We start from the raw sequence: 22,310 nt of genomic DNA, 5'->3' as shown, positions 1-22,310 counted from the left end.
AAGACTGTTGATCACTTGTATCAACAGTCTCAATCGCCATGAGCAGCATAACGTTATGGTAGAGGTCAAAGAAATTTTTTATGAAAAGTCAGGAGCTTATCGACCGCCTGGTTCACTGGTTCCGGCTGGTCATATCGATCATAATGACTCGCTCCTTCTACTATATAACTTACTACGGCTACAATAACCTACTACAACTATATTCGTCGTCATCAAAACTCTTCGTATTCCGCTGGGTCTTGATCCCACAGACGTTTATTGTCCTTACTAAACGCGGAAATAACGCTCATCTGCTCGGCGGTTAGCTCAAAGTCAAAAATGCTCAGGTTTTCCTTCTGATGCGCTAGCGAACCAGCCTTCGGAATCGGCACAGCGCCGAGCTGGGTATGCCAGCGTAAAATAATCTGAGTCGGCGTTTTGCCATAGGCTTCGGCGATCGCTCGAATACCTTCGTCCTCCAGCACACCCTCTCCGCGTCCACGACCAAGCGGGCTCCATGATTCGGTAACGATGTTATGCTTCTCATGGAACTTGCGCTGCTCCTCCTGTTCAAAGTACGGATGCAGCTCGATCTGGTTCAAGCAAGGCACCACACCCGTTTCCTGAGTGATCCGCTCCAGATGCTCTGGCAAAAAGTTACTCACACCGATCGAGCGCACATAGCCGCGCTTTCTCGCTTCGATCATCGCCTGCCATGCTTCGACGTATTTATCGGTTTTCGGATTCGGCCAGTGGATGATATACAGGTCAAAATAGTCCAGCCCTGTGCGCAGCAGCGATTCTTCAATCGTCACCAGCGCCTGATCATACGCATGACGGCGTCCCGGCAGCTTGGAACAAATATGTAGCTGATCGCGCGGCACCGAGCTATCCTGTATCGCCTTACCTACTGCTCCTTCATTCTCATAATTGAACGCCGAGTCGATCAGACGGTAGCCTGTATCGATCCCCTGGCGAATCGCGTCGGCACCTTCATAGCCGTTGAGTGAGTATGTGCCTAATCCAATCGCGGGGATCTTGTGTCCATCGTTCATCGTGATCATCGGTACATTGCTTGTCATGTTGATCATCCTCCTTCGATTTTATCTAGCCTCTACTAATGGCATAGACGGCATTAGTCCTACCCTAGCACTTTAAACATACAGTAGCAGCAAAGAAACCCATCTTTTTACATTGGTGATGGGTTTCTTTGCTAGAAATAAAGCTGGATGCGGTTATATGGGATTTGACGATGTTTTATAGTGTTACTATATATGGGTTGATGATGCTCATCGTAAATTCAACTTTTCATATAAAGAAATGGCATAATTTTTACTTAAGTAAGCAATATCCGGGCATGAACGGAAAAAGACGAGATTAGTCTGCCCCGATGCTTCAATTTTGCGGATGTGATTCAGATTAATAATATAGCTACGATGTGTACGAATAAACATGCCCGAATCGATACGTTGCTCAATAGATTTGAGCGACTCGCCGACAACAAATGCTTTTTTGGCACTTGTGCCTACGATTAATCTGGATGAGCGTCCATCAGCATTAATATAGGCGATTTCTTTCTGATTAAGTAAATGAATACCGTTATCCATCTTGATCGACAATAAAGGAGCGGTTGTATGTACGGCATCTTTGTTACGCTGTTGCAAGTATACATATATTTTTTGAATACAACTTCGGAAGCGCTCCTCGCTGCATGGATCAACTAAATAATCGATCGCATTTAGCTCAAACGCTCGAAACGCAAAGCATGGACATGTAGCGAGAAAAACGATTCCAAGAAATGGATGCTGAAGACGAAGGCGCTCTACAACAAGCCGTATATCCGGTTCATTCAGATCCGCATTAAAAAATACAATATCAATACAATGTTCGCTCAGACGGCGATTGATTTGCTCGGTACAGGCAATGCTATGAGACAGACTCACGTTCAAACAGCGAAGCATATTCAGCATGTAATCGGAATGCGACTTGGATGAACCAACAATTAGCGCATGTAGCATGATTATCACCTGTCTTGTTTGTTTATTCTTGTTGCTTATGCTGTATAAAAATCTTAAAGGACGGGCTTATTCAAATCTCATAGACTATTACATCAAATACATAAACGAGGACAAAGGATTGTTTTTAAGTGAAACCTGGGAATTTACGTTCTACAGATATGGTTGGTAGATTCCCAGGTTTGAAAGCTACAAGTTATATGACTAGAGCCAAAATAAATCGTATGCATGTTAATAGAACATAGAAGTAACATTTACGTGAAAGATACCCATAATACAGAAGATCACAGCGGCGATTGCAAATATGATAAACGTTTTACGGTTGTTAAGTACTTGTTGTACGGTAATGAAGCTTAGCGATAACGCAATGGAATATACAATGATGCTGGAGTAATTTTCCTGATTCCATATGCTCCAAACGATATAATAGACAGCAAGTAACAGAAACAAGCCTGCAAATATGTTAAGGACAAGCGCTATCCAGCGGATCATGTCCTGGCCTTGCTTTTGCTGGTGTTTTTCTTGTTCCATTTCACTCACACTTCCTTTCTGTACGTTAGCAAGTCGAGCCCACGTGGACAATCACAGTAGATTGAGATTATACTTTCAGGTCACTTTTGCCAAAGCGAGTAGATATTAGCGTAACCAGTACGCCGAATATGATCACGATACTGGTGATGAATAAAGGCATCGATTCGACCGGGCTTTCCTGCGGTGCAGCAATAGCAAAGGCAGGCTGAGCCCAAGGGTATAACATTCCCCATTTGGAAGCAAAAGCTGCGAATACCATTAGTGCAAGCACAATATTGATGCTGAGCGGGATACCAAAGCTTTTGATTCGATAGGACAACCAGAGCTGAATCGCACATAATGAAAATGTGCCAAACCAGCTTAACAGAATGGCGCCGAGCATAAAGCCAATAGGAATCGCGTCATCAATGCCAGCAAGCTTTCCGGCAATCAGGCAGCAGACCAGCAAGATGAGCTGCATGATTAGGACAAGCGTCAAAATGACAATCAGTTTCGCCCAGTAAATGATAGAACGCGCTATAGGCAAGGCAAATTGTAGCTTCCAACCACCATTCAAATGATCGGTTCGACACACCAGTGCCGCAAATATTCCTGACGATACAGGCAGAAATAAAATGCCATAAAAGAGCGTAATTTGTGTCCACATTTCTAGCCATGCATTATCACCCGGCTGATCCATCAGTACATCGTAGTTACCGAAAAAGTTTCCGATGCCGAGCAGGACACTGACGAGTGGCACAATGATAAGCAGCAAGCTCACTTTTTGTCTTTTAAGCTTAAACCATTCAAATCCAACGTATGTTTTGAGCATAATCTAACCTCCTAATCCGTTTCCTGCAGTCTGAACTGGCGCAAGCCTAGCAGCATGAACAACAATCCGAATATGATGCTAAGCACCATGTAGATTGCGATATCTGGATTCGGTACGATACCTGCCAGCTCGTTATTCTCAATAACCTGGACAAGCGGTGTCATTCGTGCAGGATAAGCCCAGAACAGATAGGAAGTGATCGTATTCATTTGTAAAAAGAACATACAGATCGCGCCGAAAATACCAATCGTGATTGCAAATGCCTGGTTTTTAAACTTCATAGACAGCCAGAGCTGAAAGGTAATAATCGGTAGCGCACCAATATAAGGATAGACTGCCTCTTTAAGAAGCACACTATACGGCGGTGACTCTGCAAATCCTAACAGATTGCCAATCACAATAAAACCAATGAACAAAAAGATTGCAGATACGGCGCATACTCTTAATACATAAAAGAGCTTGCTAAAGTATAGACTGGATCGTTTCACCGGTAAGGCAAATAATAGCTTCCATGCATTCGTCTGGTGCTCCACATTGATCAGATTAGACACAATAATGGTAAGCTTGATCGGCACGACAAACATAATCAGAAAATGGATTACAGCGACCATCGTATACCACATATTGCTGCCCTGCTCCATTAGCTTTTGCTGCTGTGCAGCCATAATAATGAGAGCAGCCGCAATAATAAACAGGGGATATACGTACGACAATGGAGTGATAAACGAACGCTTTAATTTAATCCGATCGGCTGCAATAGCTGGATTCATGAAATAACTCCCCTTTGAGGGCCGGTAAATTCAAGAAAGATATCTTCCAGCGACCGTTTCTGTTCCTCAATCCGATAAATCTCCATATTTTTGCGTACGAGCTTATCTGCAATATAGGCGATTTTCTGATCATCGGTCTCATGGATTTCTAGCTGTCCATTAGGCTGTACGGCAACACTCCAGCCTTCCTGCTGTAGTAGCATACGTGCATGATCCGAATCATTGAGCCTCATTGTGATACGTGGATTGCTCTTTTTGCGTAATTCTTCAATACTATTTTGAAAAATCAATTTTCCCTCATGGATGATACCTACCTTGCTCGCCATTTGATCGACTTCATTCAATAAATGACTGGAGATTAGGATCGTAATTCCGTATAGAGCAGGTAATGTCTTGATTAGCTCACGGATTTCCTGAATACCTGCCGGATCAAGTCCATTGGTTGGCTCATCTAGTATAAGCAACTTGGGCATACCGAGCAGCGCAATGCCGATACCAAGACGCTGCTTCATACCAAGAGAGTAATTTTTAACCAGCTTATCCTTCGCATCCATCAATCCAACCGTTTTCAAAATATCCAGATTGCGCTTCTTGTCTCTTACCTTCAGCAGGCGACGAATCGCCTCCAGATTTTCCTGACCAGTCAGATTACCGTAATAGGATGGATATTCCACAAGTGAGCCAATGCCGCGCAAAATCTCCATTCGATGATCAGCGAGTGACTTGCCGAAAATGCGGATATCGCCTGCACTAGGCTGAATCAATCCCAACAGCATGCGGATAGTGGTTGTTTTTCCTGCACCGTTAGGCCCAAGAAATCCATAAATATCTCCCGCTTCCACTGCTAGATCAATGTCATTCACTACAGCCGTACCTTTATAGTCTTTTCTCAATTGACGGGTCTCAATAATGTGGACCATCTTCATCACCTCGAAGCTAGTATAAGAGACCAATCTAAACACGTAATACGTATTACCTTAACTTGACCTAAACTTTTCAAATGATACGGCTGGATTAGAAAATGATGCTGGAAATGTACATCCTAATAGGGCAATGTGATTTTGACGACGGTGCCTTTGCCTTCCTCGCTTTCTACCTCAATGGTACCGTTATGAGCTTCGACCAGTTGCTTGACGATGCTCATGCCGAGACCGGAGCTTTTGCGAGCAGATTGCTGACGTCCATTATAATACCGCTCAAAAAGATGCGCGGCCGTGTCCGGACTCATTCCATTACCGTCATCCTCAATCTGTATGGTTAAGCGATCATACATACGTTGCACGTGAACCTTGATTGTTGTTTGCGGCGGGTTATGTTGTATGGCATTACCAAGAATGTTCACAAAAGCACGTTGCAGAAATGGCCCATTGAACGCATACATCATCTTTTCCTCAGGATCATTCAATAGCTGAATCTGGTGATCCGCTAAAGTATGATTATTCGTATAATCGATAAGCAGTTCTCGTATACTTGCCAGTATATCCTGCTTCTGCTTGACGATCGTAAAGCCCGGCGCTTCAAAGCGAAACGTATCATTCAAATCAAGCAACAGATGCTCCATATATTCTGCCTGCTCTTCGATCTTGGATATAAATTTACGTTGATCCGTCTCATGCCACTGCCCTTGCTCCAGCAACATGGAGGAATATCCTTTTACATACGACAATGGGGTCTTTAAGTCATGAGCAATATCTGCCACCCATTCGCGCTTCATCGTTTCCAACTCTTCCCGTGCTTTTTTATTCTGTTCTAATGTATAGCTCAGGTGATGAAGATGATCGATCACACCTTTGTACAGTACAAACGTATACTTAATTTTTCCTCTACGCCTCGAGATGCTGCGTGGAATACCCTTTTTATCTATCGGCTCATCGTATTGTCCGTTCGCCAGCAGATGAATCCATTCTAAAATATGTAAAATCGGACTAATCAGAATCCAGCTATACGACAGTACAACAAGCAGAAAAATGATCACAGTATGGTATTCAGCAATCGTACGTCCAATACGATCGGCAACAGTCACTTCCCCACTCAAGCGAGATAGCAAATCTAAACTCACCGAATTCAGAAGGGCAAAGCCGAGATAGATCACATTCACTACGATGAACAAATGAATTAAAAATAATAAAATCAGCTTGAGTCGTAGCTTCATGCTTCCTCATCCTTTGGCGGAATAAATTTGTAACCAAGTCCCCGTATATTCACCAGAATTTTGGGCGAGTTCGGATCAACTTCAATCTTTTTGCGCAGGCGGTTAATATGTACCATAACGGTATTCGTATTCCCGGCGCTATCCATGCCCCAGATTCGCTCGTATAACTGTTGCAAGCTAAAAATATAGTTTGGATGTTGTGCCAGAAAAGCTAGCAACTGAAATTCTCGTGCTGTGCATACCACCTCTTCACCATGCACGAACAATTGTGCCGTTCCCGTATGAATTTTAATAAAGCCGTACTCATATACCGCATGCTCAGCCGTATCGTTCGTATCACGGTATACACGCTCACGACGAATCTTCGCTTTGATACGGGCAACAACTTCTAGTGGTTTGAAGGGCTTGGTAATATAATCATCCCCACCCACATTGAGCCCGGTCAGCATATCCAAATCGGTAGAGCGCGCCGTCAAAAACAAAATCGGACAACGTGTGACCTCTCTAATTTTCCCACACAAAATATAACCATCTGTATCGGGTAGCATAACGTCCAGTACAATGACATCGTATGATCGGCTAGCTACATATTCCAGCGCTTGCTTCCCATTTGTCGCTGTATCAATATGCTGAAACCCTTCCATTTTCAGAGCGGCACTGAGCATATCGAGTAATCCTTCTTCATCATCCACAAGTAATAAACGTTGCATTACAATCCCTCATTTCACGTAGTATTCTATCTTATTTTTTCATATTTTAATAAAAAAAGGAAACTTTCTCGAATTTATCCTTTCAGTATCGTTAGCTATCTGTTCATGTCGTTATATAATCCGTTCATTAACAATCTATGGAAATAAATTTATTATTTAATAAAATATGGATATACATAAGGAAAGGAGATGAGTTCATTGAACAAAGTTGAATTGGAAGCTTTGAAAGCGATTAACGAACTGTCCGACGAAGAATTGGAAAATATCGCTGGCGGCGGCGATGGCGTTGTAAAAACAGCGACTTCGGAGTGCTACCTTGGTACAGTCGCATTTATCTGTTGTCTGGGTAGAGGCTAAGAGAAAGCTTTGCAATCAAAGGAAGCAAATCAAGAATAGAGGCGCCCTGCCTTTATTCTTGATTTTTTTTACCAGCTGTTTTGAAATTGTTTCTATTCGTAATTGTACTGATGGATGGGTTACTTATTATAGTTTTGAACAATGAGGAGGTTGCTCGATGGCAATGCAAATGAATCGTACAATGAACCTCGCCTCGCTACTTCAAAGTAGCGTCTGGCTGGATGCCCTTTACTCTTACGAGCTTGTGCCTGCTGAAAATATGGAGACGCTCCCCTGGTTTCGCACATTAAGCACGATTTTTACAGATACTGCGCCAACGCAAAATCATGCATTCACTACAATATTGAATACATTAGATGTGCAGTCCGTTCCTTTTCATGAGTGTGCACTGCCATTTTTGAATTATACATATCATACAGTGTCCCAGGCCTTAACAGAACAGAAGATCGACATGGATGGTCAACAAGCCATTTTGAGAGCCAGTTTATTGCAAACGTTGCAATCAACCATACAAATTGCGGGCAAAACTCTTATTTTCGAACTAAATAAAAGTCGCCTATCCGGTCATCTTCAAGGAGAAACTACTGAAGCACGTTATCATTATTTTGTAGAGCAGCACTTTCACTCTAAAGGTGCGATACTGGAATGGCTATCTCATTATCCAGTGCTGGGAAGATTGTTATGCGAGAAAACTACGGCAATTATTAATGCTATTTTGCAGCCCGTAGCACGCTTGCTTCAGGATGCTCACGTGCTGTTCTCCGCTCCTATGCCGTCGATTCCACTGATTACCGACATTGCGTTTCTCGGCGACTTGCATAATGGAGGCCAAAGTGTACTGTTATTCCATTTTAGAGATCATACTTCAATCGTCTACAAACCGCATTCGCTCGCTGTAGATCAGCAGTTCCAGAACCTATTGCAATGGTTCAATGATAAACCGATCCCTGCGCCATTCCGTACAATCGCTGTCACCAATCGCGACGATTATGGCTGGGTTGAATTTGTCTATCATCAACCATGCGAGAAGATGACGGATGTGACTGAATTTTATATACGTCAAGGTCAGTATCTTGCTTTGCTATACATACTGAATGCTACAGATATGCATTATGAGAATATTATCGCTTCCGGAAAAGATCCGGTACTCATCGATCTAGAAGCACTATTCCATAACAATACACTGTATGCGAAAACGGATACAGCTACCAATCGTGCACTAAGCAAGTTGAATGAATCGGTACTTCGCACAAGTCTGCTGCCTATCTCTATACGTAACACCACTGATATCCGATTGGACATTAGTGGATTAGGATCTCAGCAAGCACAGCAAATGGTCGCCTATCAATTTGCTGAGCCATTTACGGATCAAATGCGAATTGCCAAATCATTCATTCCAGTCAAAATTCAACATAATCATCCTATTTATGAACAGGAACTATTCGATGACGCAGGACATTTTATAACTGAGATCAAGCACGGTTTTACAGCCATGTATGAAGTTATTATGCAACACAGAGAAGTATTTCTCAGCGAAAACGGTCTGTTAGCGCCTTTTAAGTACGTGCCTATTCGTAATATCGTCAGAGAAACTCAAGTGTATAGTACAATTCTGGATGCGAGCAGGCATCCCAAATATTTAAAAAATGGTCAGGCACGCGAGCAGCTATGCTCCATTGTACAGAAGGGTGCTGATCGCTTTCCGATTCTTGCCAAAGTCGTACAATCGGAAATAATGGATCTGCTCCAAGATGATGTGCCTTATTTCTGGTCACTTCCATGCTCTCCAGTCGTCTATGACCAGAGGGCAACTCGCATTAATGGATTTTATCAGCAGGGTAGTTATACGAGAGTCATGCGCACAGTCGAGAAGCTGACTACGTTAGATCTGGCAGAGCAGCTTCAACATATCGAGTATGCACTAAGCACGGTACGTGTTATTCATCAATTAACGGATGATAATCAGCATCAGCTTACACCTCAGCCTCTTGATGATAATCGTCGTTATCAATATGAAACCAAACGCTATGTGCAAGAAGCGATTCAAATTGGAGAGCGCCTGCTGGAAGAAGCGATCTGGGGTAAGAATGATCAGGATGTAACATGGATATCATTAGGTATTAACCCTTTTGAGCAGGTAGAATATAAAGCAATGGAGTTGGGCATTTATGATGGTCTGATGGGCATCGGTATTTTCTACGCTTATCTGGCTAAAGAAAGTGGACAAGCTCGCTTTGAACAGGCTGCCTGGGCCTGTCTTGAAGGTGTATGGAAAGAGTATACCGATACGACTTATCCTAAAGCTAGTGCTTCCGCGTTCACTGGCTATGCTTCAATATTGTATGCTATTCATCATTATTATCATCTATTTCCACAAACAGAATTACTAGCTAGAGGAAGACATATTGTTGATCGCATTGCTGCTCAGCCATCCCAGGATTCGATGTATGACTTTCTGGGTGGAGCAGCAGGAATTATTCCAGTTTTGCTCGACTTTTATGAGTTATCTGGTTATGAAAACAGTCTGCAGACCGCTAAAGTCTATGGAGAGAGATTAATCGAACAAGCCATTCCACTGCATGGAGGACTTGCTTGGCTACAAAGCAACCGTAGTCACGGCAAACCGCTTGCGGGGTTAGCCCATGGTAGCTCAGGTATCGCTTTTGCACTATATCGCCTGCACCACGCCACAGGTGAGATGAGTTATTTGCAAGCAGCACAGGGAGCAGTTCGCTACGATAATTCGCTATTCAATGAACAACAGCAAAACTGGACTGACCTGCGCAATGTTGAGGTGACTAATGAGCCATTATTCCCTGTGTACTGGTGCAATGGAGCCGTTGGTGTAGGATTGAGTCGACTGTTTGCTAGCGATTATGCCGTGGATGAAATACTGGAGCAAGATATGCAGACAGCAATTTATAAAACCATTCGAGCTGGATTTGATAAAACAAGCCATTCCCTTTGTCATGGCAATATGGGTAATCTCGATTTTCTGCTATCCGCTGCTATTAAGCGTAAGGAGGATTCCTTGCTCCATGTAGTATATACACGCATGAATATGATGCTGAATGAGCTGGATACGAAGGCAGAAGATTGGCGCTGTGGAATTCCAGGCAGTGAACAGCCTACCCCTAATCTGTTCACCGGACTTGCTGGAATCGGTTATGTACTTCTTCGTTTACATAATCATTCGATTCCATCAGTACTTATTTTGGAGTCTCCTGTTCCAACAAAAGTCTAATGATGTATATGTAAGGAACAGAAGGAGGATATACGATGTTGACTGCATTCATATCCAGGCGACAGCGGAAAGTGCCATTTATTGAACAAATGCAACAATCGGAGTGCGGTTTATGTTGTCTGGCAATGATTCTTCGCTATCACGGTTATTATATTGATCTGCCAGAGCTTCGTCGTCATACTGATGATGCTAGACAGGGCACTACACTGCTCACACTTAAAAAGCTTGCCGCTTGTTACCATCTGGAGGCAAGCGGGCAACGAATGCCACCAGAATCGCTTTCACATATGATGTTGCCGGCGATTCTATTCTGGGATCGTAAACATTATGTTGTACTAGAGCAAATTAATGATCAAGAAGCGATTATCATTGATCCTGAAACTGGAAGAAGCAAGTGGAAGTTAGCCGACTTCCAAAAGCATTATTCTGGTGTGGCCATGTCATTTATTCCTAATTCTAGCTTCACGCCAAAATCGATGTCCTCTAAAAAGCGATATGCATTTTTTCAGCTTTTCTGGCAGCAAAAGAAGCTGTTATATTCGATTTTACTCTGGTCATTGCTAATTCAAGGTATTGCGATTAGCATTCCAATATTGCTGAAATATATTGTGGATCATGTATTGAGTACTACTTCACTGCAATGGGTTCATTTGATTGGCATTTCCGGTCTAGTCATGATGGTATTATATTTTGCTTTTAACTGGATTCATGGACAATTGCTGATTCGTCTACAAAATCGATTGGATCAGTCATTAATGCATCGATTTATTGGACATTTGTTTTCATTGCCCTACTCTTTCTTTCAACTACGTTCCAGTGGAGATCTGATTATGCGAGCGAGCAGCAATGTTGCAATCAGGCAGATTATCTCTAATCAATTGATTTCTAGCGTAATCAATATACTGCTTATTGTAGTACTTACGATTTATATGTTTACTCAATCGTTTCCACTCGCCAGTACAATTCTAGGTATTGCATTGATTCAGACGATAATTGTATTTGTAACACGCTCACGCCTGCGCTATCTGACTCAAACAGAAATTACCGCTCAAACGCAAACAAGTGGCTACTTGACTGAAGCCGTACAAGGTATCTCTGTGATTAAGTCACTCGGCGCAGAAGAGGGAACTTATCGTGGATGGGATCAGCTTTTCAGCCAGCAATTAGAATCGACACGACGTAAGCTTTCTTTTCAAAATGAACTACAGTCCTTACAGTCATCCTTCCTATTTATTGCTCCGCTACTGGTGAGCTGGATTGGAGCTATACTGGTGTTTCAGCAGCAGATTACGCTTGGTACATTATTTGCGTTCCAAGCGTTAGTCATTACGTTTTTAACGCCGTTTCATTCGCTTGCAACTTCATTTGGCGAAGTAATTCGCATCGATACGCTACTAGATCGAATTCGCGACATTTTAGATACTTCGTCTGAACATACTGCTGATGATAAAATAGTGCCACAGCTACAAGGCAATGTGATAGTTCAACAGGTTAGCTTTAGTTATAGTTCCAGACAGCCGTTATTAAATAACATCAATCTAACGATCAAGTCTGGACAAAAGGTAGCCATTGTGGGGCAATCCGGTTCAGGAAAAAGCACACTAGCTGCATTGCTAGCAGGATTATACTCCCCTATCACCGGTGCCATTTATTATGATCAGCTTCCGCTTGCTGAACTGAATAAATCGAGTCTGCGTCAGCATATTGGTATGGTACTACAAGAAGACTTATTGTTTAACCGAAGCATTCTTGAAAATATTCGAATGTATAATGAGCATATATCTCACCATGACATTGTATATGCTTGTCAGCTCGCACATATTCATGAAGATATTATCAAAATGCCGATGGGTTATGAAACAATGGTATCTGAAATGGGAGCCAACCTTTCTGGAGGACAGAAGCAGCGAATCATTATGGCACGCGCTTTAGCACGACGCCCCGCTGTACTCATTATGGATGAAGCCACCAGTGCACTCGATACGATTACCGAAAATATCATCAGCAATAACCTTGATCAGCTACGCTGTACACGTATCGTAGTTGCCCATCGAATGAGTACGATTATGAGTGCTGATCAGATCATTTTATTGCAAAATGGCGAAATTGCTGCGCGAGGTACACATTCTCAGCTACTGCAATCTTCTACGAAATATCAAGCATTTTATAAGCAAAAAGAGCAGGAACAAATTCCAGTAGCGAGCTATGAAAAAAAAGGCACATGACGTTAATTAAAAGCAGTTCTATCAACTAATATCCGTTTAATTGACAAAAAACCGCTATTACATCCAAATGATGTAGTAGCGGTTTTTTCAGTTTCCTATCAGAATAACACCAGCAAGTCATACTATATGATCGCTCAAGCTTGCACAATCGCCTACCGCTTGATCGCCTTCGTCCAGAATCCTCCATGGAATTCACGCGGTTCAACCATGATCACAAATGCTTTTGGATCAATCTCTAAAATGTTTTTATACAGGTTCTCCCTGTTTTTACGCTTCGCCAAAATCTCCATCATAATCCGTTCACCGTCACGACCGTGACCGATCCAGGCGGTAACGCCATAGCCCTTATCACGTAGCACCTCAGCAAGCTTGTAGTTTGGTGCATCGCTGATTACTTTAACCGTAATATAACCGAGCGCGATCTTCTCCTCGATCCATGAGCCAAGCAGAATGCCCATGCCATACCCGACAGCATACACGATCAGACTCACGATCTGATCCAGGTAGCTGAGCACCATATTCAAACCAACGACATAAATGACAACCTCAATCGTCCCGATACTAGCGGCGATATATTTCTGACCTTTGAGTGTCAAAATCGTGCGTAGCGTATACGCGGTTACATACACGATCTGAATCGCAAAAATAAACAGTAAAATCGTAAACATTCCCCAAAACACCTTTCCGGGTCATTCCCTCAGCTTCCTCGCGTGCCTATCTTCTGCACGCTGCATAACCTACCGTCAGAGCAGCAAGGTTCCGCCAAAAATCGTCTTTTTTTTAGCTATGGAACCGATCGAACTCCTGCGCTGTGGAACACTTTCAAGAGTAAAATAAGAACATAAGTTCCCTACATTATACATTATTTCCATCATTCGATCATAAAGGAGCTGAATCGTATGTCAGTCATTTTACCGTTAAGCGAACAATACAGGCAGCGGCTACGGCAAGCATCCTGGCGGATGCAATACCGCGCCAAGACCCGATTATATCACGAAAATTTAAGTTTAAATGAGCAAATTGACCCTTTTTCCGTAAAATCCGATGAAATGAATACCATTATTGTACAGCAATGGATCGATAGCCTTCCATGGGAAAAGGCACGTACAATTATGACGTGCCTGTATATAGAAGGACAGGGCGAGCAAGAATTGGCAGCAAAGCTGCACATCAGTCAACAGGCGGTGAATCGATGGAAACGCAAAAGCATTCAGTACCTCTCCCAGACCTACAATTCATAAGCCTGCTGGAACAGGCACGTCGCCCGGATGGACAGCAAGCGATGCTGGAGCTGCTGGACTATTATGAGCCAGAAATGCGCCAGCTTAGCCGCTATATGCCGATGTCGCGCGAGGATGCCATGCAGGCGCTTCGTTTGGAGCTGATTGAGCTGCTCAAAGTCGAGCAGCTCTAATCCGGCTCGTCAGTTGATTGTATTCGCCACTTGCTACGATGATCCATTGTAGTTCATATCTTCATAATTTATAGCTGTAGAGTTTGTGTACACCCAGTTCATATATCTATAGTTCGTTTATCTACAATTCATGTAGCAATCGTTACTATAGTTTCCTACCTTTCGCTGCGATAATCCCATCAAGACGTTGGCGGCTGGAGCACTTCCTCTTCCACTTCCTCCGGCCAATGAAGCTGAACGCCGCGGTTCTCCAGTAGCTCCTGATAACGACTCACATGCTCAGTTGAAGCATATACCTCCTGCGGTGTCAGTTCATTCGCGATCGCATACGCCGCTAGATAGCCTGCGGCTTCACCGATATTCCACTCGACCGGATGCAGGCGATAGCATCCACCAGCAATCTGGGTCATGCTAATATTTTTACAGGCTGGCAGCAGGTTCGTCATCCGTACGGGGATGAGCGAGCCCAGCGGAATCTCAAACGGATAGTTCGGAATGTAGAATGTCCGATGGGTTACGACCGTTGGATGCAGATCGAGTGAATAGCTACCGATACCGACACTATCCTCATACCGCTTAATCCCTTGCTCTCCGCGTAGCTCCTTGCTCACATCATGCTCAGTGATCGTATACATGCCCTTGATGCGGCGCGATTCACGAATGTATGGCGCCTTCGCCAACCCATCCTCTGTACCGAGAATATCACCACGTAGACGAATTCCTGGATAGCCTTTACCACCATCTAATCGTGGGGCTTCCGTTTGTAGCCAGTAGACGAGCGATAGGGTTAATTGACGTGCACTTTCCAGATTGGGCAGTCGTTCTTGTAGGGGTACTCCAGTCACTGGAGACGCATAGTAATCATTCATCGCCCAGTTGAGTAGCGATACTTCTGCGCTTAGCTTTTCTGTCCAAATTGCTGGGTCGACGATACGGCGATAATCCCACAGCGACGTTACGCCCTGCTCATTTGGGAATAGGGTGAATTCTTTAAGCTTGCTCGTATCATTGGCATCTGTAGCGTACCAGCTCAGAATCGGATACTCGGAAAAGGACGGCTTGTACGCCTTCCAGTAATCGTATTCTGCTGGACGCTCGATCGTAAAGTCGCCACCCTCGATATAATCAACTGCGGCTACATGCGTGATCGACTGCATATCAAGCGGCTCAGCTTCCTCCAGCGCATGCGGCTCATCTGTATCCGAACGTGCTTCCGCACCGCTCACATACTCGGTTCCGCTCAGCTCTAGCAGATCGCCTTCATCTGTCCCATCCAGATAGTAGCTACCAAATAGTGTCGTATAGCTAGCTACGCCAGCCGGGGCATGGTCGTTCTTTTGCACAGTGACGGATACGATTCGATCCTGCTCGGTCACTGCCTCTACAGGCACAGTGCCATACAGAATGCGAATTCGTCCAGTATTCACATAAACGGATAGCATGTCCTCCAGCACCTGAAGTGCAATTTTCGGCTCATGGGCAAGTCGACTGACCCAGCCATTGCCGGGATTTAGGATTGGATTTTCCAACGCTTCCTCGGTTAATGGATAATTCAATCGATAAAATTCACGCACGCGCTCGCGGAATTCGATAAATGTACCTGGTGCGCCAATCCCTTTTTCAATCCAGCGATGCTCATCTGGGGGAACCGCCTGCGAGGTGAGCTGTCCGCCGATCCAATCGGTAGGCTCGGTTAAAATGACATGCAAGCCCTGCTTGGCTGCTGCCAGTGCTGCCAGTGTTCCACCCAGGCTGGCTCCGATGACGATCACATCGGCTTGTAGGGTTTCGTGGTTGGACTGCTTGTGCGCAGGGGAATTCGATTGTTGTTCGGTCATAGGTATGATCTCCTTTCGATTATAAAAAATCATTGGCTATACTTGCTGGATTTAATGGGATGCTGGGGCTTACACCACTCCGGTAAGGAATAAGGGGACGGACTCGGGTGGAGCCGCGGGAATCTACTGGAGTAGGATAGAATGTAGATTCCCGCCCCTCCAAAATCGTCCTTTCCCCTTATTTCCTTTCCTCCGTTCCGCTATGCTCGTAGTATAAACATTTAAATCATACAAGTACGTGAGCCTGAGCCGTAAAAATGTACGACTTACTATTCATGTAAATAAAAGGGGGATTTATACAATCAAATGAATGATTAAATGTACTTCTTATTTCATAATGTACATTTCACCTATGTTGATCAGCCAGCTCGTAAGATGCATACAGATAACATTACTTACATTTGTTATTCATTCACTATGGTTGTTACTCATTATGAATGGAACGATAGGGTGTCCAGCCCATCCATTACTTACCCTTTACTTATTGTTCCTGTCTCGCCTTTACGGATAAGCCGACCTCGAACATTCGATTCCATGGCATGTAGCAGTCCAGAATGTCGATGGTATAGCCTTCCTGTGTTAGATATTGAGCGATGAATTGTTCCAGTCCTTCTTTGACCATGACGGATACGTGTCCGCGTGGGCCGTCGAGGTTGAATTTGTCGAGTCCGAGTTCCTGAATCGGGCCGTTGCTCAGGGCTTTGCGGACGATGGAATCGTAGCCGAAGTCTTCGACATAGCGCAGTGCCAGGAAGTTCATCTGGCGCTGCGAATGTCCGTATTGGGCGAACAGCATCGATTGGGCGATGACGGTGCCGAGTGTGTTGGAGCTTGTATTCCAGCCAGCATAGCCTCCTAGCTCGTATAAGATGCCTTGTTGACGCAATAGGTCAAGCAGCTCCAGATCGCCGCCGTTGGCGTAGGCGATATCCGCTACAGCAACAACAGGATGATGGGATCTCGATGATCGCCATCCTTTGTCATCTGAATGGGCTGGCGCTTCTGTCTCATCTGCGATGCTAGTAGCTGCTCGCTGCTGACGCATTAAGTAGGCGGCGTATTCGACCAGCTCGACAATGCCACGCTCGGTGTCATAGTTCGGTGACGGTGTGCCCTGATTGACTGCCTCTCCCATTCGTTCGCCCGGTGTATTGAGCAGCAGCACAACATCTGCTTCCTGCTGACTCGATACCATCATGCCACCAGCGGCAATGATCTGGTACTTGAGTGTTTCCAGTAATGGACGATCCTCGTATGCAGGGACAATCTGCGGGCCGCGTACAGAGCCGAAGCGTGGGTATACACGCGGTGTGTAGCCATTAAACGTATTTAGCATTCGAGCGATCAGCGTGCAGCCGACCTCATCCGCGCCAGGGTACATGTATACCTTCGTTCCAAGCTGACGCTCGCGAATGCCAGCGCGTACTCGCTGCTGATCACGTGCAGTATAGCCATACGGTGCGGAATCATCCTGTGGGAAAATTAGAAAATCAATCGTTCCGTCTGCTACATATTCCAGCGCCAGCCGATTCGCTTCGCGGTTTACGGCGCGGCGACCGAGATAATCGTCCAGCACCTCCTGCGGCAGTCGGCTATTAATATCGTCCAGCTCACTTTGCTCTGCTGCCGTCAGCTCCTGATGCTCGGATAGATGCTCCAGATAGCCTTTGCGGAAAATCTCTCTGCCCCAATCGGCATAATAATCCGGTTCTTCATCTGAGGACGAATATTGCGGACAGCGCATAATGAGTTGAAAGGCATAGATGATCAGCTCCGGGTGATTCGCCTTTAGCTCACGCAAACGTGATAGTCTTCCGGCAATCGTAGCTGTGCTCAGCTCATGCAAGCGTGATGGCACAATGCCGCCATATAGTAGCGTATCCAGTGATAATACGGCTCCAGCAGCTCCCTGGCTCTCCATATCCGTCCATGTCCATAGTCGATCTGTATCGGCAGGCTCCTTTTTACGTCCCATCCATTCTAGAGGTGGACGTACTGGCTCCACATCGGTTGTGCGAACGAGTCGATAGGGGAAATGGTAGTTACATGGCCGCTCATCCAGCGGCATGATGATCATTTTTGCGGTATGCTCTGTGTTATTACCGATACTCATGTCGTTACAGCTCCTCTCGCATAATCACACCACCAGCCTGCTCGGCTGCACAGAATCTGGCACATCTGCCACTCTGGCCCGATACAGGCTGGCTCCATTCATCCTACAATTTAAAATATAGATTCCATGCTAGCGATTAACGCTCTGTCAACGTGCGAAAATGAACTTATGCCTCCACCCTACATGTTTGTTCTAACTCGGAAGCTCATGCAATATCATCACTTTCAACAGATAACAGAGCTGATACTCTTTACCTTCTATCTGTTCAACCCATTGCTCGCTATAGCATCAGCCCTTCACCGCACCCGCCAGACCTTCCATATAATAGCGCTGGGTAAACAGGAATACGACGATAATCGGAATAACCGAGATGATCGTACCTGCTGCAATCCAGCCAAAATTATACGAAAACTGTCCATTAAGATACGTGAGTGCAGCCGCCAGCGGATACTTTTCCGGGTCATCCAGTACGACGATCGGCCACAGGAAGTTATTCCAGAACGCCATCACTTCCAGCAGCAGAATCACGGCGATCCCCGGCTTCACGAGTGGCAAAACCAGCTGCCACCAGATGCGTAGCTCTGACGCGCCATCCATTTTACCGGAGTCCCGAATCTCAGATGGAATACTGAGAAAGGTCTGTCGCATCAGGAAAATATTAAATACCGATACGGCCGCCGGTAGCACAACGCCAAGATACGTATTCCCCAGATGCAGCCACTGAATCGTCAAATAATGCACGATCATCGCGGTCGCAGATGGAATGATCATCGTTGCGATCAGAATTGCAAATACCGTATCTCGCCCTTTGAATCGGAACAATGCGAGCGGATAGGCAGTCATACAGGACAGAATAATATTGGCTACTACGCCCATCGCGGTAATCATGACCGTGTTCATAATGTAGCGCGGGAAATTCATATAATTCCATACCTGCGCATAGTTCGCAAAATCAATAAATGTCGGCAGAATCGCTGGCGGATTGGAAAATACATTTCGCCCCGGCATTAGTGATACGCTGAGTAGCCATAGGAATGGGCCGGTCATTAGCAGCGCAATCAGAATCAGTAGCGCATAAATGAGCGTGTAACGAATAATCTTTTTCACTATACGCAGAGTAGCAGCGGACGACAGGGTATGCTCACGAGAATGCTCCATCGCTTTGTTCATGAGTAAGTCTGTACACCGCCTTTCCGGTTCAGACGGAACACGACGATGCTCAGCGCACCGATAATCACGCTAACGATCAATCCCAGTGCAGACGCATAACCGAAATTAAACTGCTCCAGACCCTTCTGGTAAATGTACAGGCTGGAGGTTAAGGTCGCGTTACCGGGGCCGCCCTTCGTCAGCACGAACATTTCGTCAAAGACGCGAATCGCACCCATAAGCGAGATTAGCGTACAGAACAGAATATGCGGACGTAGCAGCGGAATTGTAATCCGCAAAATCATCTGCCCGCGATTCGCGCCATCGATCATCGCTGCTTCATACAGCTCGGACGGAATCGATTGTAATCCAGCAAGGTACAGCACCATATAGTAGCCGAGACCTTTCCAGAGTGTAATAAACATGAGCGCGTACAGTGCTGTACTGCTCGTGGAGAGCCAGCCGACCTGCTCCTGAATAATGCCAAGCTGCATCAGAATATAGTTGACCACACCGTTGCTACTGAACAGCCAGCTCCACATCAGGGCGACAGCGACCATCGAGGTTACGACCGGCACATAATAAGCGGCGCGAAACGCTTTGATCAGCGGCAAGCGTGTATTGACCAGAATCGCCATCAGAATCGAGATAATCTGAATACACGGTACAATTAGCACGTACACGAGCGAGTTCCACAGCGAGGTGAGGAAGCTGCGATCGTGCACGGCAGTTACATAATTTTCAAAGCCTACATAATGCGTTTCCCCGATTACCGAATAGTCGGTCAGGGATAGCGGAATGCCGTAAAGAATCGGCCACAATACGAATACGGCGACAATCAGCAAACCGGGAGCCATAAAAGCCCACGCGGCAAACGTCTCTGTTCTCATCCATCTTGTCATGCTCGTCCACCGCCTTTTCAGGGTCAGTCCGTTCTCATTTCCAGATGATATGAATCATGATGATCTGCTATTTGCGTTAAATGTTGCCCGGGTACACATGCCTTCTATTACTGCTTGAGAATCTGATTCACTTCCTGCTCTGCCATGCTAAGACCCTGCTTAGGATCCTTGCCGTTCAGGAAAATCTCCTGTAGCTGCACGGCAATCGCAGAGTTGATATCGCCAGCATTCGGCACGCCGACCATATAATCAACAGCCTTATCCAGACTTTCCGCCGAAGCGACTTTTGCCTGCGCTTCGAGTGAATTGTTATTTTCGGTAAAATACGCATCCTTGATCGATGCCTTCGTGCTCGGCAATGTATTCGCTGCCTTCGCAAACGAGGTCTGATTTGTTGCATCGGTGATGAATTTGGCAAACTCTGATGCCTGCTCCAGATTGGCTGACTTAGCAGGTACAACCAGATTCATCGTGTTGGACAGACGCACATCGGCTTTACCCGTTGGTAGCGGTACGGCAATCGTATTCTGGTACACATCCGGTGCGGCTGTTTTAATAAAGTTAATAAAGGTAGGGCCTGCAATCTCAAAGGCAGTTTGCTCGCTGGAATAGTATTGAATTTGCTTATCAAAATTAGCATCCTCACCAACCAGTACGCCCTGTTGAATGAGCTGCTGCATATTTTGGATCATTTGCAGCGCTTGAGGTGTGTTGAAGGCGGCAGCCGTTTTATCGTCGTTCAGGATTGAAATGCCTTCTACCGGGAACAATCGTGCAGCAAAGGTTAACGCGTAGCCGCTCGCTCCGGTTTTCGCCTTGATCTCGCGTGCCCATTCATTTAGCTCATCACGCGTTTTCGGCGGATTGGATGGGTCGAGACCTGCCTGCTTCACGAGCCTTGTGTTCATGTACAATACCTCGGTGCCGGTATACCATGGCAGGGCATATGGCTTGCCACCAAGCACGGTGGAGTTAAAGATGCCATCAAAATACGATTGCTTCTCCTCATCGCTCAAATATGGCGTGAGATCCGCCAGTGCTCCCTTGGAAGCCATCTGATTGGCAAATTCCGTGTTTAAATTGACCACATCCGGTACGTTACCACTCGCAATTCCGGTTAATAGTTTATTGGAGATGGCATCGTATGGATAATCACTCCATTCGACCGTGACGCCGGGGTGGTTTTTTTGGTATTCTGAGATTAGATTATTAAAATAATCGTTAAACGTCGGTTGCAGCGCAATCGTCCAAAACTTAATCGTTACACGTCCATCTTCTTCCTTACTACTTCCGGCATCCGATCCGCACGAACTGAGCAAAGAAGCGAACAGGACAGCCAGCAGACTAAATAGGGTTAACCGTCTCATTTTCTTGTTCACAGGCTTCATTCCTTTCATAGTTTCAATCAGCTTCTCCTGCTCTACCATTTCCGTACTCTAAACATATGTAGCTTGCATGGGAAAATTGTTTTCCATCTTCTTCCCTGCCCTTGTCACGCATTATATCAAATTAAAATGTAACAAAAAAGGGATGAGCAGGAATTAAAAGGGAATCAAGCACACAGTACAGCGTACCATGGCTTAATTATCAGCGAGGAAGGTGAATTAGATGCAGCCTGCATGGATTTTACTGGCAGTCGGAATTGCCGCAATATTGTTGGTCGCCGTCTGGATCATCCTGATGCTGTTTTCCCAGCCGCGTAAATGGATCAACCATCATACACCACGGCCAGATGATTCGCTTCCGCCCGTACCAGTGGAACGGGATACGACACCACGCAATGTGGTCGATCTTGCCGACTTTCGCCAGCGCCGCAGCACACCAGGTAAGGAGAGCAAGCGTGCAAACCAATTACCAGAACAATTGCTCAAACGCGATCAAGTACACGAGCATAAAAAGGCAGTCCCTGCGACCGTCAGACCGCTTCCTTTATCCAAGTCAGGTGAGCTACCTAAGCTACGCCTGCAAAAATGCTCATATTGCAAAAAAGAAGTTCATCGACTAACCTTTTACGCTACAGATAATGGCGGTCTGGTCGGCGTATGTAAAGATTGCGAGCCTATCGCCAAACGTCAGGATCTGCTGCCGCTATAGAGGCAA

At 45.3% G+C, this 22,310-nt stretch carries 19 protein-coding genes and 1 pseudogene; 6 read left to right on the top strand and 14 right to left on the bottom strand.

The genetic code is table 11. The features are described 5' to 3' along the window. Positions 1-65: 65 nt before the first annotated feature. From SK066_RS01980 to SK066_RS01945, 8 genes and pseudogenes are all read right to left on the bottom strand, one after another. A pseudogene (locus tag SK066_RS01980) lies at positions 66-164 on the bottom strand (alpha/beta hydrolase); the annotation flags it as partial. 48 nt (positions 165-212) lie between these two features. Continuing rightward, a complete protein-coding gene (locus SK066_RS01975; RefSeq protein ID WP_320543446.1) occupies positions 213-1,061 on the bottom strand; it encodes an aldo/keto reductase in 849 nt (282 codons plus the stop codon). A 207-nt stretch (positions 1,062-1,268) separates the two neighbouring features. Continuing rightward, positions 1,269-1,997: a LytR/AlgR family response regulator transcription factor gene (locus SK066_RS01970; RefSeq protein WP_320543445.1), complete on the bottom strand. Its 729-nt coding sequence runs from the start codon at positions 1,995-1,997 to the stop codon at positions 1,269-1,271. A 595-nt stretch (positions 1,998-2,592) separates the two neighbouring features. Next, on the bottom strand, positions 2,593-3,336 hold the full coding sequence (locus SK066_RS01965; RefSeq protein ID WP_320543444.1) for an ABC transporter permease: 744 nt from the start codon (positions 3,334-3,336) through the stop codon (positions 2,593-2,595). Between the two features lie 11 nt (positions 3,337-3,347). Further along, on the bottom strand, positions 3,348-4,106 hold the full coding sequence (locus SK066_RS01960; RefSeq protein WP_320543443.1) for an ABC transporter permease: 759 nt from the start codon (positions 4,104-4,106) through the stop codon (positions 3,348-3,350). Then, entirely contained in the window at positions 4,103-5,032 is a 930-nt protein-coding gene (locus SK066_RS01955) for an ABC transporter ATP-binding protein (protein ID WP_407673733.1), read from the bottom strand. The genes SK066_RS01960 and SK066_RS01955 overlap by 4 nt, the downstream gene beginning before the upstream one ends. Positions 5,033-5,148: 116 nt before the next feature. Beyond that, the gene (locus SK066_RS01950; protein ID WP_320543441.1) at positions 5,149-6,258 is read right to left on the bottom strand and encodes a sensor histidine kinase; all 1,110 of its coding nucleotides are present in this window, start codon (positions 6,256-6,258) and stop codon (positions 5,149-5,151) included. Continuing rightward, positions 6,255-6,968: a response regulator transcription factor gene (locus SK066_RS01945; protein ID WP_320543440.1), complete on the bottom strand. Its 714-nt coding sequence runs from the start codon at positions 6,966-6,968 to the stop codon at positions 6,255-6,257. Before SK066_RS01945 ends, SK066_RS01950 begins: the two co-directional genes overlap by 4 nt. A 198-nt stretch (positions 6,969-7,166) precedes the next feature. On the opposite strand from SK066_RS01945, the gene SK066_RS01940 reads away from it, so the two are divergent. From SK066_RS01940 to SK066_RS01930, 3 genes are all read left to right on the top strand, one after another. Continuing rightward, the gene (locus SK066_RS01940; RefSeq protein ID WP_320543439.1) at positions 7,167-7,325 is read left to right on the top strand and encodes a type A2 lanthipeptide; all 159 of its coding nucleotides are present in this window, start codon (positions 7,167-7,169) and stop codon (positions 7,323-7,325) included. A 157-nt stretch (positions 7,326-7,482) separates the two neighbouring features. Continuing rightward, complete coding sequence (locus SK066_RS01935) at positions 7,483-10,569, top strand: type 2 lanthipeptide synthetase LanM family protein (RefSeq protein ID WP_320543438.1); 3,087 nt, start codon at positions 7,483-7,485, stop codon at positions 10,567-10,569. 35 nt (positions 10,570-10,604) lie between these two features. Then, complete coding sequence (locus SK066_RS01930) at positions 10,605-12,794, top strand: peptidase domain-containing ABC transporter (protein ID WP_320543437.1); 2,190 nt, start codon at positions 10,605-10,607, stop codon at positions 12,792-12,794. Between the two features lie 152 nt (positions 12,795-12,946). On the opposite strand, the gene SK066_RS01925 is transcribed toward SK066_RS01930, so the two are convergent. Beyond that, entirely contained in the window at positions 12,947-13,462 is a 516-nt protein-coding gene (locus SK066_RS01925; protein WP_188774365.1) for a DUF2179 domain-containing protein, read from the bottom strand. Positions 13,463-13,693: 231 nt separating this feature from the next. Between SK066_RS01925 and SK066_RS23140 the strand changes: the two genes are divergently transcribed. Next, the gene (locus SK066_RS23140) at positions 13,694-14,035 is read left to right on the top strand and encodes a DUF1492 domain-containing protein (RefSeq protein ID WP_407673732.1); all 342 of its coding nucleotides are present in this window, start codon (positions 13,694-13,696) and stop codon (positions 14,033-14,035) included. Beyond that, a complete protein-coding gene (locus tag SK066_RS01920; protein WP_320543436.1) occupies positions 13,987-14,208 on the top strand; it encodes a hypothetical protein in 222 nt (73 codons plus the stop codon). The genes SK066_RS23140 and SK066_RS01920 overlap by 49 nt, the downstream gene beginning before the upstream one ends. A gap of 179 nt (positions 14,209-14,387) precedes the next feature. Here SK066_RS01920 and SK066_RS01915 read toward each other — a convergent pair whose 3' ends face one another. The 5 genes from SK066_RS01915 to SK066_RS01895 all read right to left on the bottom strand — a co-directional run bounded on the left by SK066_RS01915 (position 14,388) and on the right by SK066_RS01895 (position 21,598). Continuing rightward, the gene (locus SK066_RS01915) at positions 14,388-16,046 is read right to left on the bottom strand and encodes an FAD-dependent oxidoreductase (protein WP_320543435.1); all 1,659 of its coding nucleotides are present in this window, start codon (positions 16,044-16,046) and stop codon (positions 14,388-14,390) included. Positions 16,047-16,527: 481 nt separating this feature from the next. Further along, on the bottom strand, positions 16,528-18,159 hold the full coding sequence (locus SK066_RS01910) for a DUF4127 family protein (protein ID WP_320543434.1): 1,632 nt from the start codon (positions 18,157-18,159) through the stop codon (positions 16,528-16,530). Positions 18,160-18,447: 288 nt separating this feature from the next. Continuing rightward, entirely contained in the window at positions 18,448-19,329 is an 882-nt protein-coding gene (locus tag SK066_RS01905; RefSeq protein WP_320543433.1) for a carbohydrate ABC transporter permease, read from the bottom strand. Continuing rightward, positions 19,326-20,210: a carbohydrate ABC transporter permease gene (locus SK066_RS01900; RefSeq protein ID WP_320543432.1), complete on the bottom strand. Its 885-nt coding sequence runs from the start codon at positions 20,208-20,210 to the stop codon at positions 19,326-19,328. Before SK066_RS01900 ends, SK066_RS01905 begins: the two co-directional genes overlap by 4 nt. Positions 20,211-20,317: 107 nt before the next feature. Next, entirely contained in the window at positions 20,318-21,598 is a 1,281-nt protein-coding gene (locus SK066_RS01895; protein ID WP_320544780.1) for an ABC transporter substrate-binding protein, read from the bottom strand. Positions 21,599-21,818: 220 nt separating this feature from the next. Here SK066_RS01895 and SK066_RS01890 point away from each other — a divergent pair, with 220 nt between their 5' ends. Then, on the top strand, positions 21,819-22,304 hold the full coding sequence (locus SK066_RS01890) for a hypothetical protein (RefSeq protein ID WP_320543431.1): 486 nt from the start codon (positions 21,819-21,821) through the stop codon (positions 22,302-22,304). The last annotated feature ends 6 nt before the right edge of the window (positions 22,305-22,310 follow it).

Origin of the sequence: Paenibacillus hunanensis (assembly GCF_034055775.1) — a bacterium.
In the GTDB taxonomy this organism is placed as follows: domain Bacteria; phylum Bacillota; class Bacilli; order Paenibacillales; family Paenibacillaceae; genus Saccharibacillus; species Saccharibacillus hunanensis.
Note: the sequence above shows the minus strand (reverse complement) of the source record. Positions and strands in the feature narration are given on the sequence as shown.